Origin of the sequence: Streptomyces sp. NPDC058308, assembly GCF_042880275.1 — a bacterium.
GTDB lineage: Bacteria > Actinomycetota > Actinomycetes > Streptomycetales > Streptomycetaceae > Streptomyces.
Genome location: NZ_JBHVZA010000047.1, coordinates 14,728 through 33,393, shown reverse-complemented (window position 1 = coordinate 33,393; position 18,666 = coordinate 14,728). Strand labels below are relative to the sequence as shown.

The 18,666-nt window shown below is 71.2% G+C and carries 16 protein-coding genes and 1 riboswitch; of the genes, 7 read left to right on the top strand and 9 right to left on the bottom strand.

The window, feature by feature from the left end; translation table 11 throughout:
- Position 1: 1 nt before the first annotated feature.
- From ACFVYL_RS35990 to ACFVYL_RS35970, 5 genes are all read right to left on the bottom strand, one after another.
- The gene (locus ACFVYL_RS35990; protein WP_389723902.1) at positions 2-1,756 is read right to left on the bottom strand and encodes an ABC transporter substrate-binding protein; all 1,755 of its coding nucleotides are present in this window, start codon (positions 1,754-1,756) and stop codon (positions 2-4) included.
- A gap of 102 nt (positions 1,757-1,858) precedes the next feature.
- Positions 1,859-2,863 (bottom strand): ABC transporter permease, encoded by a 1,005-nt coding sequence (locus ACFVYL_RS35985; protein WP_389723900.1) that lies wholly within the window; start codon positions 2,861-2,863, stop codon positions 1,859-1,861.
- 298 nt (positions 2,864-3,161) lie between these two features.
- Entirely contained in the window at positions 3,162-3,893 is a 732-nt protein-coding gene (locus ACFVYL_RS35980; RefSeq protein WP_389723897.1) for an enhanced serine sensitivity protein SseB C-terminal domain-containing protein, read from the bottom strand.
- 255 nt (positions 3,894-4,148) lie between these two features.
- Positions 4,149-4,928 (bottom strand): enhanced serine sensitivity protein SseB, encoded by a 780-nt coding sequence (locus ACFVYL_RS35975; protein WP_389723894.1) that lies wholly within the window; start codon positions 4,926-4,928, stop codon positions 4,149-4,151.
- A 59-nt stretch (positions 4,929-4,987) separates the two neighbouring features.
- On the bottom strand, positions 4,988-5,692 hold the full coding sequence (locus ACFVYL_RS35970; protein ID WP_389723932.1) for an AAA family ATPase: 705 nt from the start codon (positions 5,690-5,692) through the stop codon (positions 4,988-4,990).
- Between the two features lie 147 nt (positions 5,693-5,839).
- A riboswitch (glycine riboswitch) is annotated at positions 5,840-5,945 on the top strand.
- A gap of 149 nt (positions 5,946-6,094) precedes the next feature.
- On the opposite strand from ACFVYL_RS35970, the gene gcvT reads away from it, so the two are divergent.
- From gcvT to ACFVYL_RS35950, 4 genes are all read left to right on the top strand, one after another.
- Positions 6,095-7,228, top strand: coding sequence for a glycine cleavage system aminomethyltransferase GcvT (gene gcvT / locus ACFVYL_RS35965; protein ID WP_389723892.1), 1,134 nt, complete (start codon positions 6,095-6,097; stop codon positions 7,226-7,228).
- 112 nt (positions 7,229-7,340) lie between these two features.
- On the top strand, positions 7,341-7,718 hold the full coding sequence (gcvH, locus tag ACFVYL_RS35960; RefSeq protein WP_389723889.1) for a glycine cleavage system protein GcvH: 378 nt from the start codon (positions 7,341-7,343) through the stop codon (positions 7,716-7,718).
- Positions 7,719-7,741: 23 nt separating this feature from the next.
- The gene (gene glyA / locus ACFVYL_RS35955) at positions 7,742-9,004 is read left to right on the top strand and encodes a serine hydroxymethyltransferase (RefSeq protein ID WP_389723886.1); all 1,263 of its coding nucleotides are present in this window, start codon (positions 7,742-7,744) and stop codon (positions 9,002-9,004) included.
- A gap of 182 nt (positions 9,005-9,186) precedes the next feature.
- Positions 9,187-10,557, top strand: a complete 1,371-nt coding sequence (locus tag ACFVYL_RS35950; protein ID WP_389723883.1) for an L-serine ammonia-lyase — start codon at positions 9,187-9,189, stop codon at positions 10,555-10,557.
- Positions 10,558-10,565: 8 nt separating this feature from the next.
- On the opposite strand, the gene ACFVYL_RS35945 is transcribed toward ACFVYL_RS35950, so the two are convergent.
- Positions 10,566-12,152: an alpha/beta hydrolase gene (locus ACFVYL_RS35945; RefSeq protein WP_389723881.1), complete on the bottom strand. Its 1,587-nt coding sequence runs from the start codon at positions 12,150-12,152 to the stop codon at positions 10,566-10,568.
- A gap of 254 nt (positions 12,153-12,406) precedes the next feature.
- Here ACFVYL_RS35945 and ACFVYL_RS35940 point away from each other — a divergent pair, with 254 nt between their 5' ends.
- Positions 12,407-12,619 carry an EF-hand domain-containing protein gene (locus ACFVYL_RS35940; RefSeq protein ID WP_389723878.1) on the top strand — a complete coding sequence of 71 codons (213 nt, stop codon included), beginning with the start codon at positions 12,407-12,409 and terminating at the stop codon, positions 12,617-12,619.
- 133 nt (positions 12,620-12,752) lie between these two features.
- Here the strand turns inward: ACFVYL_RS35940 and ACFVYL_RS35935 are convergent, their stop codons facing one another.
- Positions 12,753-13,565, bottom strand: coding sequence for an ABC transporter ATP-binding protein (locus ACFVYL_RS35935; protein ID WP_389723875.1), 813 nt, complete (start codon positions 13,563-13,565; stop codon positions 12,753-12,755).
- On the bottom strand, positions 13,562-15,382 hold the full coding sequence (leuA, locus tag ACFVYL_RS35930; protein WP_389723872.1) for a 2-isopropylmalate synthase: 1,821 nt from the start codon (positions 15,380-15,382) through the stop codon (positions 13,562-13,564). Before leuA ends, ACFVYL_RS35935 begins: the two co-directional genes overlap by 4 nt.
- Positions 15,383-15,688: 306 nt before the next feature.
- Here leuA and ACFVYL_RS35925 point away from each other — a divergent pair, with 306 nt between their 5' ends.
- Entirely contained in the window at positions 15,689-16,384 is a 696-nt protein-coding gene (locus tag ACFVYL_RS35925; RefSeq protein ID WP_389723869.1) for a FadR/GntR family transcriptional regulator, read from the top strand.
- An 84-nt stretch (positions 16,385-16,468) separates the two neighbouring features.
- Here ACFVYL_RS35925 and ACFVYL_RS35920 read toward each other — a convergent pair whose 3' ends face one another.
- Complete coding sequence (locus ACFVYL_RS35920) at positions 16,469-17,461, bottom strand: AraC family transcriptional regulator (protein WP_389723866.1); 993 nt, start codon at positions 17,459-17,461, stop codon at positions 16,469-16,471.
- Between the two features lie 124 nt (positions 17,462-17,585).
- On the opposite strand from ACFVYL_RS35920, the gene ACFVYL_RS35915 reads away from it, so the two are divergent.
- On the top strand, positions 17,586-18,656 hold the full coding sequence (locus ACFVYL_RS35915; protein ID WP_389723862.1) for a zinc-dependent alcohol dehydrogenase family protein: 1,071 nt from the start codon (positions 17,586-17,588) through the stop codon (positions 18,654-18,656).
- Positions 18,657-18,666: the final 10 nt, after the last annotated feature.

Genomic DNA, 18,666 nt, shown 5'->3' with positions numbered 1-18,666 from the left:
GTTACTTGACGACGCCGAGCGAGGCGTAGTCGTAACGGCCGTTGTAGCCGTCGGACATGTAGGCGTTGGTCAGCCGCGACCCGCGCCAGGTGATGTTCTTCTCGTAGAGGAAGGGCATCCAGTCGGCCTGGTCGAGGATCTTCTTGTCGAGTTCCTTGTAGACCTCGCCGGCCTTGGCCGGGTCGGTCTCTGCGATCGCCTTGTCGAAGAGCGCGTCGACCTTCTTGTCCTTGATCTGCGACTCGTTGTAGTTACCGGTCGGGTTCAGGAAGCGGCTGTCGAACAGCGGCTGCGCGTAGCCCTGGCCGGAGGGGAAGTCCGGGCCCCAGCCGCTCATCGTCATGCCGTAGCCGCGCTTCTTCACGACGGACGGCGAGCCGGTGATGCTGGAGGTGTCGGCGCCGTCGAGCGAGTCGACCTGGACCTTGATGCCGACCTTGCCGAGCGACTGCTGCAGCGCCTCGGCGGCGTCGACCTCACCCGGGTTGTTGCTGCGGGCGGTGAGCTTGGTCGTGAAGCCGCCCGGCTTGTTGCACTGCTTCAGCTCGTCCTTGGCCTTGGCGGCGTCCGGCTTGCCCTTGCGCGCAAGGACGCCGTACGGGTCGTACTTGCTGTGGCCCGGGATCGCCACGGGGAAGGTGCTGTTGGCGATGTCGCCGGCCGCGACCTTGCCGCCGCGGGTCTGCTGGATGCTGTCGTAGTCGGTCGCGTAGAACACGGCCTTGCGGCAGTGCACGTTGTCGAACGGCTTCGCGTTGTGGATGAGCGCGACGTAGCGCACGAAGGACGTGTGCATGTTGTCGACGTTGGCGCGGTGGTCGGTGACGGCGCTGACGCGGCCGGACTGGGTCATGCCCGTGCCGTTGAGGTCGACGTCGAAGTCACCTTCCATCAACTTCTTGTCGTTCTCCTCCTGGTTGGCGGAGAACGTCACGTCGATCTTGTCGGGCAGCGCCGCGCGGATCGGGTCCGAGGACTTCTTCCACTTGTCGTTGCGGACCAGCACGATCTTCTTGTTGGACTTGTACTGCTGGAACTTGTACGGGCCCGCGGAGAACGGCCGCTGGGTGTACTTGGCCTTGGTGTCCTTGGCCTCCTTCACCGGCGAACCGGTGGGCATGGCCAGGAACTGCTCGAAGTCACCGTTGCGCTTGGGCAGTTTGAAGATGATGGTCTGGTCGTCGGGGGTCTCGATCGCGTCGAGGCCGCCCTTGTCCTTGTAGGGGCCCTTGTACTTGCCCTTGGGGTCGAGCGTCTGGCGGATGTAGCCCGGACCACCGGTGATGGTGTCCGTCGCCCAGGTGCGCTCGATGCCGTACTTGATGTCCTTGGAGGTCAGCTTGGAGCCGTCCTCCCAGGTCAGACCGGCACGCAGCTTGTACGTGTAGGTCTTGCCGTCGTCCGAGATCTTCGCCGTGGAGGTGGCGAGGTCGGGGACCAGCTTCGTGCCCGCCTTGCCCGGCTTGGTGTCGTAGGTCACCAGCTGCCGGGTGTAGAAGCGCATGAAGTCCCACGTCATGCCGTAGTAGGCGCGCTGCGGGTCGGCGGAGTCCAGGTCCTGCTTGCCGACCATCTTCAGCGTGCCTCCCTTCTTCTTGGAAGGGCTGGCGACCTTGTTCAGCGCCGCGTTGTAACCGGCACCCTTGGAGTCGCTGTCGTCACCGTCACCGCCGCCGCACGCCGTGGTGGTCACCAGTGCCGCGACGACGAGGGCCGCACCGCTGGTGAGCCGTCGTTTCGAGGAAACTGTGGGCATTTTCTCGTAACCTCCGAGATTCGCGGTCCCTGGCCTTGAGCTGCCGGAGAACCATGGTTAAAGCCACCTGACATGCGGCAGGGGCAAGCCAGTCGGGACCTTCTAGCGCGTCCCCTTCGGGTCGAGCGCGTCCCGCAGCCCGTCGCCGAAGAGGTTGAAGGCCAGAACGGTGATGAAGATCGTGACGCCCGGGAAGACCATGAACATGGGGTCGTGCTCGTACGTCTTGAGTGCGTCGCGCAGCATGCCGCCCCACGAGGCCGTCGGCGGCTTGACGCCGGCGCCCAGGAAGCTGAGGGCCGCCTCCGTGAGGATGTTGGTCGGGATCATCAGCGTCGCGTAGACGGTGATGGGGGCGACCAGGTTGGGCAGCAGTTCACGGAACAGGATGTGGCGCTTGCCGCCGCCGAGGCTGCGGGCCGCCTCCACGTACTCGCGCTCACGGAGCGAAAGAGTCTGCCCCCTGACGATCCGTCCGACGTACGGCCAGCCGAAGAAGCCGATGACCATGACGAGGATCGCGACGCGCACGCTGGTGCCTTCGAGGCCGAGCAGGTCGTCGGGGAGCACGGAGACCAGCGAGATGATGAAGAGCAGCTGCGGGAAGGAGAGCAGCACGTCCATCACGCGGCTGATCAGCGCGTCGATCCAGCCGCCGAAGTACCCGGCGATGATCCCGAAGAGGGTGCCGAGCACCACGGCGACGATCGCCGCGAGGAACGCGACCAGGAGCGAGATCCGCGCGCCGAAGACGATCCGGCTGAAGACGTCGCGGCCCTTGTTGGGCTCGACCCCGAAGAGGAAGTCGCCGCTCACGCCGCCGAGATCGCCCTTGGGGAGACCGGTCAGCTCATCGAGCTTGTCCTGGTTGAAGTCGTTGGGCGGGTGCCCCAGCAGGTCCACGATCAGCGGCGCGAAGACGGCGACCAGCACCAGTACCAGCACCGTGATGCCGCCCGCCAGGGCGACCTTGTCCCGCTTCAGGCGGTTCCAGGCGATCTGCTTGAGGGACCGGCCCTCGACCTTTTTCACCCCTGCATCAACTGCGGGGGCGACGTCCTCGGTCGGGTCCGCGTCCGCAGGTGTGTCATGCAATGGTGCCGTCATCGTGGCAGGGACCCCTCTCAACCGGTGGTGACCGGCCCGCACTTGCCGCTGTAGCGACGTGATCAGTCCGTCGTACCCAGGGGCGAAGGCCCCTTGGAGCGGGAGTCTTCATCCACGTCGCGATCTGTTACCAGACTTGACGGGGAAAGGATGCGCAACCGTGATGCTGATCGAGGTGTTCCGTTATCCGGACGCCAGTGAACGAGGGGCGAACACGGGGCAGTTGGGGTGCAATGCTTCACGCGGGTCCATAGGGCCCCACCCGCATCACAACGGACATCACCTCCGTCGGCGCTGCTCAGTACGGCGCGGGGTAGCCGTAACCGCTCGCCGGCGCCGGGGCCGCCTGGGCCTCGCGGTCGTAGAACGGCCGGGTGTTGGCGCGCAGCCACATCGCGACCGGGTCGTCATCGTCGGCCATCGCGACCGTCGAGACGGGCAGGCCCTCCGGGACGGCCGGGATGGACTGCTGCATCATCGTCCGGATCGCGTCCACGGACGTCGGCGACGTGTCGTACACGTCGAGGCCGATGGCCAGATAGGGCGCACCGAGCGCGGGCTGCACCCAGGCGCGGCGCAGCGAGCGGACCATCGGGGTGCGGTGCGCGTTCTGCGTGAGCAGCGCGTAGAACTGGGGGATCTCGATGCTCGGCTCGGTGAGCCGCAGGGGGCCCGCGGGCAGCAGGTCCAGGCCCGTGGCCATGCGGCGCAGATCCAGCCAGGGGATGCCGACGCCGCCGCCGGGCGCGTGCGGGTTCAGCCAGAGGCCGTAGTGGTCGGGGTAGAGGGTGCGGGCGATGTCGAGACCGCGCACCACTTCATAGCTGCGGTTCCAGCCACTGGCGGAGAGCTCCTGGGCGGAGGTCACACAGGGGGCGTAGCCGATCCCCTCGACCTCCATGTTCCCGTACTGGGCGTCGGGCGAGCCGGCCTGACCGTGCCAGAGCAGCATCCACACCTGGTCGGCGGCGAGGGCGCGCAGCAGTGCCTCGTAGGCGTCGTAGCGCCCGGGGGTCACCTGGCGCAGCATCTGCTCGACCTGTCCCCCGGCGCCCGAGCCAGCTCGTGCAGGGGAGACCCCATCACCCGCGGCCGTGCCCGACGCACTCACCCGTAACCGCCCCTTCGCTTCGCACCCGAACCACCCGAGAGCCCCGTCGCCGGGCACGGACGTGCCCCGACCGGGTCATGGAACCAGCTTAAGCGGCGATCCTGGCACGGACTTGACGTACGACACCTCAGGTCCTGACGTACGACACCTCAGGTCCGCGGGGCTCGCCCGGGCTCAGGCCCCGCGGTGGTAGAAGGGCCGGACCCGCGCGCGCAGCCAGTCGCCCACCGGGTCCTGCGCCACGTCGAGGAGTACCAGGTTCACCGGCCAGGGGACCGGCACCTGGCCGAGGGCGCGGCCCAGAGCCTCCATGGGAAGGTCGCGGGCGTTGCCGTCCCAGGTGGACAGCTCGACGCCGACGAAGAGCGTCGGCTCGTCCGTCTCGACGGACGCCAGGCAGCGGCGGGCGGTGAGGACGACCCCGGCCGCCTCGAACTCCCGTCCCGCGGCGGCCAGGAAGTCCACCGGGTCGTGCTGCCAGTCCGGCTCGTAGAGCTTCACCCGCCCGCCGGTGGCGGGTCCGTCGAGCTCGGAGCGGCCGGCCCGGCAGAGCTCGGCGACGGCGGGCGGCGGCAGCGGGACGCCGACGGTGCCGTCCGGGTTCAGCGCGATGCCCAGCTGCGGCGGGAGGCCGCGGGCGAACTCCACGGCGGGCGCCACGGTGTGGCCCATCCGGTCCGCGGCCTCGCCCAGGGCCTGGCGGAACTGCTGTTCGGAGGTGAAGACGGGCACGTACGCCTGGCCCTCGATCTCCAGGGTCGGCAGGTCCAGGGTGCCGCTGTCGGGGCCGCCGCCGTTCGGCAGCGGGATCCAGACCTGGCTGCGGCCGAGGACCTCCACGATCCGGCCGCCCGCGGACGCGGGGGCGCCGAGAGAGGCCGCCAGGACCTCCTCCAGTTCGTTGCCCGGCCATCCACCGTAGGGATGGGCGTGTGCCTGCGCCGGAAAGTCCATCTGTCCAACCCCTGCTCGCGACCGCTCTGCCTGCGGCTCGAACCCTAACGCCGGGGCGCTCAGCGGTCGAAGGCGATCCCCCGCAGGACCTGCGCCGCCGCGCGGTCCAGGAGCACCGCCGAACCGCAGCCGCGCGGCAGGTCGCCGCGCTCGGCGGCGCCGACGAGCCGCCCGACCGTCCTGCGGTGGCGCGCGAAGGCGTACCGCGAGACGCCGCGGCCGCGCTCGTGCTGGCCTCGCAGCGCCGTCTGCACCGGCACGTCGAGGAGCAGGAGGTGCAGGGCCGCGCCGCGCCGGGCGGCCTCGCGGGCAAGCCAGCGGCGCACCCAGGGCTGGGTGCCGCAGTCGTGCACGACGAGGCTCACCCCCGCGCGCAGGGTGCGGCGCAGTCCCGCGTAGTGCGCGAGGCGGACCAGGGGGCGGTAGAGCGCGTACGGCAGCAGGCGCGGCATGCGGCGGGCCCAGCGGTCGCGGGTGTCCTGGGAGTCGATGCGCGGGCCGGTGACGGCCTGCCGCATCAGGGTCGATTTCCCGCCGCCGGGCAGCCCGGAGACGACGACCAGGTCGCCCTCGCCGAAGGTGAGGCGGTGCGGGCTGTGGCCGGCCCGTCGGCGGAAGTCGCGGACGACGGCCACGGGAAGCGGTCCGCAGCTCTCCGTGGCGGGGGCGGCGGGCTGCTTCGGCAGCGCCACCCCCGCGGTCGCCAGCCCGGTGGTCGTGGCGTGGACACTGGTCCTGCTGCGCACCGTGATCGGCCTCCCCATAGCGGTCACGTACTGCTTCCCCGGCAAGTGTAAAGAGAAGGTAATGCGGCACAAGCGTGTCCGGGCCGCGGGATCCGTGGCCGGTCACGGGTCCCCCTGGACAGAGTCGCGTGCAATGATGTGCCCGCCAACTCCATACCGGCCGTTTGAATCCGCGCGGGAGAGTCCCCGGAGCCAGCCAGTGCTGGGCCCGGGGCGCCGAAGGAGCAAGTCCCTCCCTTGAATCTCTCAGGCCCCGTACCGCGCGGGCGAGGCACATCTGAAAAGCGGGCCGCCCCGGCGGTCCCACCCAAGGTGCAAGCCGGGCGTCTCGGACACCGAGCCGCTCTCGGCGAACCTCTCAGGTTCCGATGACAGATGGGGAGGATCGACCTCGCCCGTCACGCCCTGGGAGTTCCCTTCATGAGCACTGCCCCCCGTCTGACCGCCCTCGACGCCGTGCATCGCCGCCTCGGCGCGACCATGACCGATTTCGCGGGCTGGGACATGCCGCTGCGGTACGCCAGCGAGCGCGACGAGCACAACGCCGTGCGCACCAAGGCCGGTCTCTTCGACCTCTCCCACATGGGCGAGATCACCGTCACCGGACCCGAGGCCGCCGACTTCCTGAACTACGCGCTGGTCGGCAACATCGGCTCGGTCGGCGTCGGCCGCGCCCGCTACACGATGATCGTCGCCGAGGACGGCGGCATCCTGGACGACCTGATCGTCTACCGCCTCGGTGCGGCCGGTGCCCCCGAGTACATGGTCGTCGCCAACGCCTCCAACGCGCAGGTCGTGCTCGACGCGCTGACCGCCCGCGCCGACGGCTTCGACGCCGAGGTCCGCGACGACCGGGACGCGTACGCCCTGCTCGCCGTCCAGGGCCCGGAGTCCCCCGGCATCCTGAAGTCGCTCACGGACGCCGACCTGGACGGGCTCAAGTACTACGCGGGCCTGCCCGGCACCGTCGCGGGCGTCCCCGCCCTCATCGCCCGCACGGGCTACACCGGCGAGGACGGCTTCGAGCTCTTCGTCTCCCCCGGTGACGCGGAGAAGCTGTGGGGCGCGCTGATGGAGGCGGGCACGCCCGTCGGCCTGGTCCCGGCCGGCCTCTCCTGCCGCGACACGCTGCGCCTGGAGGCGGGCATGCCGCTGTACGGGCACGAGCTGACCGCCGAGCTGACGCCGTTCGACGCCGGACTCGGCCGGGTGGTCAAGTTCGAGAAGACGTCGCAGTCGGAGGGCTTCGTGGGCCGCGCCGCCCTCGCGGCCGCCGCCGAGCGCGCCGAGGCCGCCCCGCCGCGCAGGCTCGTCGGCCTGATCGCCGAGGGCCGCCGCGTCCCGCGCGCGGGCTTCCCCGTGGTCCTGGACGGCAAGGTCATCGGCCAGGTCACCTCGGGCGCCCCGTCCCCGACGCTGGGCAAGCCGATCGCGATGGCGTACGTCGACGCGGAGCACGCGGCGCCGGGCACGCCGGGCGTGGGCGTGGACATCCGCGGCAGCCACGAGCCGTACGAGGTCGTGGCCCTGCCGTTCTACAAGCGACAGAAGTGACGCTCGTAGCGTTGTCCCCCGCGTGGGACCCGGCGCCCGGGGCCCCGGAAGTGATCCCACGCACATCAGTCCCGTTCCGCAGCACCCACCCGCGTACAGGAGAATTCAGGTCATGAGCAACCCCCAGCAGCTGCGTTACAGCAAGGAGCACGAGTGGCTGTCGGCCACTGAGGACGGCGTGGCGATCGTCGGCATCACGGAGCACGCGGCCAACGCGCTCGGTGACGTCGTCTTCGCCCAGCTCCCCGAGGCCGGTGACACGGTGACCGCGGGCGAGTCCTGCGGCGAGCTGGAGTCGACCAAGTCGGTCAGCGACCTCTACTCCCCCGTGGACGGCGAGGTCGTCGCCGCCAACCAGGACGTCGTCGAGGACCCCTCGCTGGTCAACTCCGCCCCGTTCGAGGGCGGTTGGCTGTTCAAGGTGCGCATCTCGGGCGAGCCGGACGACCTGATGACCGCCGACGAGTACACCGCATTCACCGCCGGCTGACCCATACCGATAGGGATCGTGTGATGTCGCTTCTGAACACCCCTCTCCACGAGCTGGACCCGGACGTCGCCGCCGCCGTCGACGCCGAGCTCCACCGCCAGCAGTCCACCCTGGAAATGATCGCCTCGGAGAACTTCGCTCCGGTCGCCGTCATGGAGGCCCAGGGCACCGTCCTGACCAACAAGTACGCCGAGGGCTACCCCGGCCGCCGCTACTACGGCGGCTGCGAGCACGTGGACGTGACCGAGCGACTCGCGATCGACCGGGTCAAGGACCTGTTCGGCGCCGAGTACGCCAACGTCCAGCCGCACTCCGGCGCCTCCGCCAACCAGGCCGCCCTCTTCGCGATCGCCCAGCCCGGCGACACGATCCTCGGCCTGGACCTGGCGCACGGCGGCCACCTCACCCACGGCATGCGCCTGAACTTCTCCGGCAAGCAGTTCAACGTGGTCGCCTACCACGTGGACGAGGCCGGTCTGGTCGACATGGCCGAGGTCGAGCGCCTGGCCAAGGAGAACAGCCCCAAGGTGATCATCGCGGGCTGGTCCGCCTACCCGCGCCAGCTGGACTTCGCCGAGTTCCGCCGGATCGCCGACGAGGTCGGCGCGTACCTGTGGGTCGACATGGCGCACTTCGCCGGGCTCGTCGCCGCCGGTCTGCACCCGAACCCGGTGCCGTACGCGGACGTGGTCACCTCCACCACGCACAAGACGCTCGGCGGCCCGCGCGGCGGCATCATCCTGGCCCGCAACAAGGACTTCGCGAAGAAGCTGAACTCCGCGGTCTTCCCCGGCTTCCAGGGCGGCCCGCTGGAGCACGTGATCGCCGCGAAGGCCGTCTCCTTCAAGGTCGCCGCGTCGGACGACTTCAAGGAGCGCCAGCAGCGCACCCTGGACGGCGCCCGCATCCTGGCCGAGCGCCTGGTGCAGGACGACGCCAAGGCCGCCGGCGTCGGCGTGGCCTCCGGCGGCACGGACGTGCACCTGGTCCTGGTGGACCTGCGCGACTCCGAGCTCGACGGGCAGCAGGCCGAGGACCGCCTCCACGAGGTCGGCATCACGGTCAACCGCAACGCGGTCCCGAACGACCCGCGCCCCCCGATGGTCACCTCGGGCCTGCGGATCGGCACCCCGGCGCTCGCCACGCGCGGCTTCCAGGAGGAGGACTTCCGCGAGGTCGCCGACATCATCGCCGAGGCCCTCAAGCCGGGCTTCGACGCGGCCGCGCTCAAGACCCGCGTGACGGCTCTGGCCGACAAGCACCCCCTGTACGCCGGTCTGAAGTAATTTCGTACGCTTTTGTTCGTACGTACGAAACGCCGGGGCACCCTGCACACTGGAGAGTGAGCAGGGTGCCCCGCACCCTGTACCGGGTACCGCGCTTCGCGCTCCCGTAATTCCTGCACCGCCTTGTACTTCTGCATCACCCGGCAGACAACGGCGTCTACCAACCACCATTGGAGTTTTCCGTGGCCATCTCGGTCTTCGACCTGTTCTCGATCGGCATCGGCCCGTCCAGCTCCCACACGGTCGGTCCGATGCGCGCTGCCCGCATGTTCGCAGGGCGCCTCAAGAACGAGGGCCTGATGGCCCACACCGCGGCGATACGGGCCGAGCTGTACGGCTCGCTCGGCGCCACCGGCCACGGCCACGGCACCCCGAAGGCCGTCCTGCTGGGCCTGGAGGGCGAGTCGCCCCGCACGGTGAACGTGGAGAGCGCCGACGGCCGCGTCGAGGAGATCAGGAGCAGCGGCCGCATCAACCTCCTCGGTGTGCACGAGATCGACTTCGACTTCGACGAGGATCTGATCCTGCACCGCCGCAAGGCCCTGCCCTACCACGCCAACGGCATGACGATCTTCGCGTACGACCGTGAGGGCGCCCTCGTCCTGGAGAAGACGTACTACTCCGTAGGCGGCGGTTTCGTGGTCGACGAGGACGCTGTGGCGGGCGAGAACCCGATCGTGCCGGACGACACCGTCCTCAAGCACCCCTTCCGCACCGGCGACGAGCTGCTCCGCCGCACGGAGGAGACCGGCCTGTCCATCTCCGCGCTGATGCTGGAGAACGAGAAGGCCTGGCGCACGGAGGAGGAGATCCGGGAGGGGCTCCTGGAGATCTGGCGCGTCATGCAGGCCTGCGTCTCGCGCGGCATGTCCCGCGAGGGCATCCTGCCCGGCGGCCTCAAGGTCCGCCGCCGCGCCGCGAACTCCGCCCGCCAGCTGCGCGCCGAGGGCGACCCGCAGGCCCGCTCCATGGAGTGGATCACCCTCTACGCGATGGCCGTGAACGAGGAGAACGCGGCGGGCGGCCGCGTCGTGACCGCCCCGACGAACGGCGCCGCGGGCATCATCCCGGCCGTCCTGCACTACTACATGAACTTCGTGCCCGGCGCGGACGAGGACGGCGTCGTCCGCTTCCTCCTCGCGGCCGGCGCGATCGGCATGCTCTTCAAGGAGAACGCCTCCATCTCCGGCGCCGAGGTCGGCTGCCAGGGCGAGGTCGGCTCCGCCTGCTCGATGGCGGCGGGCGCGCTCGCCGAGGTCATGGGCGGCTCCCCCTCCAAGGTCGAGAACGCCGCCGAGATCGGCATGGAGCACAACCTCGGCCTGACCTGCGACCCGGTCGGCGGCCTCGTCCAGATCCCGTGCATCGAGCGCAACGGCATGGCGGCGGTCAAGGCCGTCACCGCCGCGAAGATGGCGATGCGCGGCGACGGCTCCCACAAGGTCTCCCTCGACAAGGTCATCAAGACGATGAAGGAAACGGGCGCCGACATGAGCGTCAAGTACAAGGAGACTGCGCGGGGCGGGCTCGCGGTGAACATCATCGAGTGCTGAGCCACGACCTAGCAGCTCTTGCCCGGGCGGACGTGCTTCAGGTGGATGAGGTAGCGGTCGACGGCGTGCGTGACGCAGGTGTTGCCGCGGCCGTACGCGGTGTGGCCGATGCCGTCGTGCGTCAGGAGCATGCCGCCCGGGAACTGCCCGGCGAGGCTCTCCGCCTCCTCGTAGGGGGTGGCGGGGTCGCCGGTGGTGCCGACCACCAGGACCGGCGGCACGCCGGGCGCGGCGACCCGGTGCGGGCGCCGGTCGCTGTTTCTTCCTGTGGGCCAGTTCTTGCAGGTCAGCTCGTCGACGACGCTTGACGTGCCGTACGGGCCCGCGGCCTTGTCGGCGGGGCCCAGGGCCTTCCAGTAGGGGCCCGCGGTGTGCGGGTGCGGTACGTCGAGGCAGTCGACGGCGATGATCGCGTCGTCGTCGTTCCCGGTGGCGGCGCGGGCGCGTACCCCTCGGTGGGAGTCCGTGTCCTGGTCCCCCGACTCCGCCAGGCGGGACAGCTCCGTCGCGTCGCCGTCGTACGCCGCGCCCAGCGCCTGTGACAGCTCCTCCCAGTCGTCCTCCGGGCTGTACATCGCGCCGGTGACGACGTCGAGCAGCGTCCTGGCGTCGACGTCGTACGCGTCCTCGTCGCTCACCGGCAGCGGCTCGCGCGCCGCCCGCTCGTACAGCTCCTCGATCAGCGCCGATATCTCCGCCGGGTCCGCGCCGGGGCAGCTGTCGCCCGCGATGTCGGCGCAGGACTCCGCGTACTCCTCGACCGCCCTGCGGAATCCCGTGCCCTGGCTCAGCGCGCGCTGCCGCCAGTCCAGGGAGGGGTCGACCGCGCCGTCGAGGGCGAGCGCCCGGACGCGGTGCGGGAACTGTTCGGCGTACGCGGTGCCGAGGCTCGTGCCGTACGACCAGCCGAGGTAGGTGAGCTTCCGGTCGGCGAGGGCGGCCCGCAGGACGTCCAGGTCGCGGGCCGCGTCCTCGGTGCCCACGTGGGGCAGGACGCCGCGGCTGCCCCGGGCGCAGGCGGCGGCCTGGTCGTCGGCGTCGGCCAGGGCGCGGGCCCGGTCCGCGGCGGTGCGCGGCGCTATCGGCTCGGGGCCGTCGTCGTCCTCCTCGTCAGTCTCCGCGCACGTGACGGCGGGGACGCTGCCGCCCACGCCCCGCGGGTCGAAGGAGACGATGTCGAAGCGGGCGCGCACAGCACCGCTGAACACCTCGCCGCCGTCCGACTTCAGATCGCTCACGCCGGAGGCGCCCGGGCCACCGGGGTTGTAGACGAGCGAGCCGACGCGGTCGTCCGGGTCGGCGGTCGCCGCCTTCGCCACGGGCAGCACGAAGGTCCTGCCGTTCTCCGGGTGGGCGTAGTCCATGGGGACGGTGAGGCGCGCGCAGCGCAGGTCGCCGCACTTCTTCCAGGCCAGCTTCTGCCCGTAGAACCGCTGGAGTTCGGGGCGCTCGGCGGCGTCCGGGGAGGGGCCGCCCGGTGCGGTGCAGCCGGTGAGGGAGACGGCGGTGAGGGAGACAGCGGTGAGGGTGGCCAGGGCGAGGACGAGGGGGCGGGTGCGGGGGCGGGCGCGTCGGTGCGGGTCGGTGGGGTTCAACGGGGCGCTCCCAGGATCGGTCCGGGCCGGCGTGCCCGGGTCGTACCGAGGCGGCGGACCTCGCCTCGCACTGGGAGACGTGCGCGGCACCCGGCCCGCTCCGCCGTCCCGCGAAAACCCACGGTGGCGCAGCTCACCCCACGCGCCACGAGCGGGACCAAAGCGCTGGCCACGGGTGCGTACTCCTGTCACCGCGTGCCGGAGCGGCCGCTACCCTAACCCCGTCAGTAGTGCACCAAGAAGGGGTGGATCCGGTGGCGGACATCGAGGAAGCGCGCAAGGCGTTCGAGCAGTTCGACGCGGACGGCGACGGCTTCATCACGGCGGCCGAGTGGAAGAGCGCCATGGCCAGGATGGGCGACTTCTACCAGACCGAGGCGGTGGCCGAAGCCGTGATCGGCACGAAGGACACCGACGCGGACAAGCGTCTCTCCTTCGACGAGTTCTGGGCGAGCCTGAACAAGTAGTCGGCGGTCCGGCGGCGGAGCCGGACGAGGAAGGGGCCCGGAGCGGGTGACGCTCCGGGCCCCTTCCTCTTTGTCTCTGTTCTCGTCTATCTCTGTTCTCGTCTATCTCTGTTCTCGGTCTGTTCTCGCCGGGTCAGCGGCGGGTGCGGACGCTCCAGCGGCCGTCCCTGCGCTCCAGGCGCACGGGATGGTCGAAGCACTTGCCGACCTGGTCGCCGGTCAGTACGTCGTCGACGGCTCCGGAGGCGAGTGCGCGGCCGTCGCGCAGGAGCAGCGCGTGCGTGGTGCCGGTGGGCAGCTCCTCCAGGTGGTGGGTGACCAGGACGGTGGCGAGTTCCGGGTGGGCCTCGCGCAGGGTGTCCAGGCTGTCGAGGAGGCTCTCGCGCCCGGCGAGGTCGAGGCCGGTGGCCGGTTCGTCGAGCAGGACCAGGCGGGGACTCGGCATCAGGGAGCGCGCGATCAGCGTGCGGCCGCGCTCGCCCTGGGACAGCGTGGGCCAGCGCGCGTCCGCCCGGTGCGCGAGGCCAAGGAGGGCGATCAGCCGGTCGGCCCGCTCCTCCTGCTCGGGAGTGGCGCGCCTGCGCGGTACCTGCTCGATGCTGTTGGTGAGCCCGGTGAGGACGACCTGGCGGACCGGCAGCGGCGAGCGCAGCGGGTGGCGCGGGTTCACATGGCCGACGTGGGCCCGCAGCTCGCGCAGGTCGACGCTGCCGAGCCGGCGGCCGAGCACCTCGACCGTGCCGTGCGTGGGGTGGGTGACGGCGCCGCAGAGGCTGAGCAGGGTCGACTTGCCCGCGCCGTTCGCGCCGAGCAGCGCCCAGTGCTCGCCGGGGCGGACGGTGAAGGTGACGTCTTCGAGGATGGGGCGCCCGGCCCGGACGACGGTGACACGGTCGGCGTGCAGGACGGGTGCGGCGCGGCTGCCGTCCGGCGGTGCGCAGGTCATCGGGCAGCTCCGGCCCGGTTCACGGCGGTGGCTCCGGCCCGGTTCACGGCGGCGAGCACCGCCTGTACGGAGGCGGTCAGGACGGAGGTGTCCAGGCCCGCGCCCCAGCAGTCGACGTCGCCGACCAGGCACCGCACGTACGCGACGGCCTCGCTGCCCCCGCCCTCCGCCACGGCGTGCTCGGCGTAGTCGAGGATGTTGACGGTGATCCCGGCGGCGGCGAGGGCGTCGACGAAGGCGGACAGCGGCCCGTTGCCCGCTCCCTCGAAGTCCCCTGCCCTGTCCCCCACTTGGAGCGTGCAGACGAAACGGTGCGCGCCGTCCGGGGCCCGGTCGGTGGTCCAGGAGCTCAGCGCCACGTCGCCGCCCCGCCCCGGCACGACGTACGTCGCCCGGAACAGCTCGTACAGCTCCTCCGCCGTCGCCTCCCGGCCGCTGTCGTCGGTGGCCTCCTGCACCACGCGTGAGAAGTCGGGCCGCATGGCTCGCGGCAGGTCGAGGCCGTGCCGGGTCTGCAGCAGGTACGCCATGCCGCCCTTGCCCGACTGAGAGTTGACACGGATGACGGCCTCGTAGGTGCGGCCGATGTCCGCCGGGTCGACCGGCAGGTACGGCACGTCCCAGGGTGCCTCGCGCTCCGGGACGCCCAACTCGGCGGCGCGGCGGGCGTGGTGGGCGAAGCCCTTGCTGATGGCGTCCTGGTGCGTGCCGGAGAACGCGGTGTGCACGAGGTCGCCCGCGTAGGGGTGGCGGGGGTGCACGGGCAGCTGGTTGCAGTGCTCGACGACCTCGCGCACGGCGTCGATGTCGGAGAAGTCGACCATGGGGTCGACGCCTTGGGCGAACAGGTTGAGGGCGAGGGTCACCAGGTCGACGTTGCCCGTCCGCTCGCCGTTGCCGAACAGGCAGCCCTCGACGCGCTGGGCGCCCGCGAGGACGGCCAGCTCGGCGCAGGCGACGCCGGTGCCGCGGTCGTTGTGGGGGTGGACGGAGAGGATGACGGAGTCGCGGCGGGCGAGATTCCGGTGCATGTACTCGATCTGGTCGGCGTACACGTTCGGGGTCGCGATCTCGACGGTCGCCGGCAGGTTGTGCGTCACGGGGCGGTCGGGGCTCGCGTCCCACAGCTCGGTAAGGCCGTCACAGACCTCCAGGACGTAGTCGGGCTCGGTGAGGTTGAACGTCTCCGGCGCGAACTGGAACCGGATGTCGGCGTGCGGCCGCTTGTCGGCGAGCCGCGCCATGTGCGCGGCGGCCTCCTCGACCACGCCGCACACCTCTGCGCGCGAACGGCCGAGCACGGTGTCGCGCCAGACGGGCGAGGTCGGAATGTAGAGGTGGACGACGGCGCGCGGCAGCCCGTCGATGGACTCGAAGGTACGGTCGATCAGTTCGGGCTTGGCGGGCGTGAACACGACGATGGTCACGTCGTCGGGCAGCCCACCGCTCGCGGCCCGCCCGGCGAGGTGCCGCACGAAGTCGAAGTCGGTCCTGCTGGCCGACGGGTAGCCGACCTCGATCTCCTTGAACCCCATCGAGACCAGCAGATCGAAGAAACGCCGCTTGCGGTCGGTGTCCATGGGCTCGGCGAGCGCCTGATTGCCGTCGCGCAGGTCGACGGGGACCCACAGCGGTGCGTGCTCGATCCGCGCACTCGGCCAACTCCGCTCCAGGGCGGGGACGTCGACCCGGTTCTGGTAGGGGCGGTAGCGGTGGTAGGGCATGGGACTGGGGCGCTGCGGATTCCAGTCGTACGCGGGGGTGTTCGTGGGGGTGTTCGCGAGGGTATTAACGCGGGTGTTCGCGGGGGCGTCCATGGTGAGATCTGCTCCTGAGCGGGCTCGGTCGGAAGACCGGCAGCACGACAACCCGCGGCGGGGTGCCGGTCGCTTCAGGCCCCGCCGCGGCAGCCGAGAAGAAGGAGACCGCGGAAGATCATGTGGATACACTAGCGATACGTCAGGTCCTCTGACAAGTACTCCTCAGACAACTGGTCCTCAGGTAGCCGGTCCTCAGGTAGCCGGTCCTCAGGCAGCCGGTCCTCAGACACGCACTCCTCAGACAAGCTGCGGGGGCAGGGAGCCCCGGCCCTCCCCCACACCCCATGCCCCGAAAGGCCCCCGATGCCGCCGCTAGGCTCCGTCCGCCCCAGCCCTCTCGTCGAGCAGGCCGCCGCCCGGCTGCGCGAGCAGATCACCGGTGGCCAGTGGCCCGTCGGGACCAAACTGCCCGGTGAGACGACCCTCGCCAAGGAACTCGGCGTGGGACGTTCCACGCTGCGCGAGGCGCTGCGCGCACTCGCCGGTGCCGGGCTCGTACGGTCGCGGCAGGGCGCAGGCGTCTTCGTCATCGCCACGGAACCGGTCGCGGACTGGCCGACCCGGCTGCGGCGGGCCGCCGTCACCGACGTCTACGAGGTGCGGATGCTCGTCGAGGTGCAGGCCGCCCGCCTCGCGGCGCTGCGCCGCACCGATGAGGACATCGAGGCGATGCGCGCCGCGCTGGCCGGCCGCAGGGTGGCGGCCGCCGAGGACGACGCGGCGTTCGTGGACGCCGACATCGCGCTGCACGCGGCCGTCGTGGCCGCGGCACGGAACCCCGTACTCACCGATCTGTTCGCCGAGTTCATGCCCGCACTCCGGCAGGGCCTGATCGACCTGCTCGAACTCATCGACGTACGCGCCGAGGAAGCCGACCACGGCGATACCGCCCACGCCGAACTGGTACGCGCCGTCGAGGCGAAGGACGCGGAGGGGGCGGCGCGGGTGGCACAGTCCGAACTCCAGGCGACATTGCGCCTGTTGCAGAAGCAGACCTGATCCCGTACCGCGTCTCCCGGGCCCCGTACGCCCCTGGACGCCCCCGTACTACGTCAACTCGGCGGGAGACCGCGCCCTCACCCCTCACCCCGCCGCGCGCAACTTCCGGTACTGGCCCGGTGCCATCCCGAACTCCCGCTTGAACGCCTTGGCGAAGGCAAACTCCGAGGTATAACCGGCCCGTTCGGCCACCGCGCGCAGCGGAACACCGTCCGGCTCGCGCAGTCTCCCCGCCGCCGTGGTCATCCGCCACCACGTGAGATAAGCGAGCGGCGGCGTCCCCACGGTCTCCGTGAACCGGCGCGCGAAGGGCGCCCGCGACAGGCTGCCGAGCGCGCCGAGTTCACTCACGGTCCAGGGGTGCGCGGGGTCGCTGTGAATGGCGCGGAGCGCGGCCGCGACCGCCGGGTGGGCGAGTGCGGCCGCCCAGCCGGAGTGATCGCCTGTGCTGCCGCGCACCCCCAGCCACCAGGTGCGCAGGATCAGCAGGAGCAGTGTGTCGAGGAACGACGTGACGATGGTGTCGGTGCCGGGCTGCGGGTCGTTCAGTTCGGCGACGAGCAGGCCGAGCACCGCGCGCAGCGGGTCGCCCGCTCCGTCGGCGGCCGTCAGGTGGATCAGGCCGGGCAGTTCGGTGAGCAGCGGGTGCGGGCGGTTCTCGTCGAGGAGGTACGCGCCGCAGATCATCACGGTGGACGGCCCCCCGGCGTCCACCGCCCCTGCCCCTGCCCCCGGCTCGGGCTCGGCCTGCGCGGACGACGCGGTCGGTACGGGCGCGAGCCCGGATCCGTCGACCCGCAGCGTGACCTCCCGCACCGCGGCGCCCGGTTCGCTCACCAACTCGTAAGCGCCCCGGTGGGTGAGGAAGGCGATGTCGCCGGGCCCCAGCCGCACCGGCTCCGCGTCGCCGCCGCCCTTCTCGGCCAGGACCAGCCAGGCATGCCCTTCGAGCACGGCGTGGAACCCGGCGCCGCCCGCCCCGGTGAACCGCACGCCCCACGGCGCCTGCCTCCGCGTCAGGGAAGAGTGGGGCCGCCCGACACGCATGGCGGCGACGGCATCGCTGAGTACGTCCATGACGGCACCGTAACCCGCCGCCACCGGCGCGGATCGGGGAGCGCCCGGGCCGCGAGACGAACGGACATCGACGCGGGATCAACGGGCATGGGCCGCCCCCGAAAGCCCGCCTAGCGTCATTGCCATGACGACGAACACCGCAACCCCGAACACTGCAACTCCGAACACCGCGGCCCTGAACACCGAGGCTCCGAACACCGCAACCCCGAACACCGCACGCACCGTCCTCTTCGACGAGACCGGCGGCCCCGACGTCCTGCGCGTCGAAGAGGTCCCGCTGCCCGCCCCCGGGCCCGGCGAAGTCCTCGTCCGCGTCGAGGCGTTGGGCCTCAACCGCGCCGAAGCCCTGTTCCGCGCGGGTGCGTACTACTACCAGCCCGCCCTGCCCGGCTCTCGGCTCGGTTACGAGGCCGCAGGCACCGTCGAGGCGGTCGGCCCCGGCGTGAGCGCCCACTCCCCCGGCGACGCCGTGCTGACCGGCCCCGGCATCGAGATGAGCGCCCAGGGCGTCTACGCGGACCGCGTCGTCCTGCCCGCCACCGCCGTCGTGGCGCGCCCCGCCGGGCTCGACGCGGTGACGGGGGCGGCGACGTGGCTGACGTACTCCACGGCGTACGGCGGAATGCTGGAAACCGGCGGCCTGCGGCCGGGCGACCACGTGGTGGTCACCGCGGCGTCCAGCGGGGTCGGCGTCGCCGCGCTGCAGACCGCGGCGCGGATCGGCGCGGTCCCGATCGCGGTCACCCGCACCGGCGAGAAGCGGCGGCAACTCCTCGACAACGGAGCCGCTCTGGTCGTCGCCTCGGACACGGACGACGTCGTGAAGGAGGTCCGGCGCTTCACCGGCGACAAGGGAGCCGAGCTGATCTTCGACGCGGTGGGCGGCCCCGGCCTCGCGGAGCTCGCCCGGTCGGCGACCACCACGGGGACAGTGGTCGTCTACGGTTCCCTGGACCGTCGCCTCATGGCCGTACCGCTCAACTGGCCCATGACCGTGCACGGTTACGCCAACACGCACCTGTCGTCCACTCCGGAGGGCCTGCGCCGCATCAACGCGTTCATCGCGTCGGGACTGCGGGACGGCACGTTCCGCCCCGTGGTCGGCGAGGTCTTCGAGGGGCTGGAGAGCATCAGGGACGCGCACCGGCTGATGGAGTCCAACGAGCACGTGGGAAAGATCGTGGTACGGCTGTGACGCGGAGCGG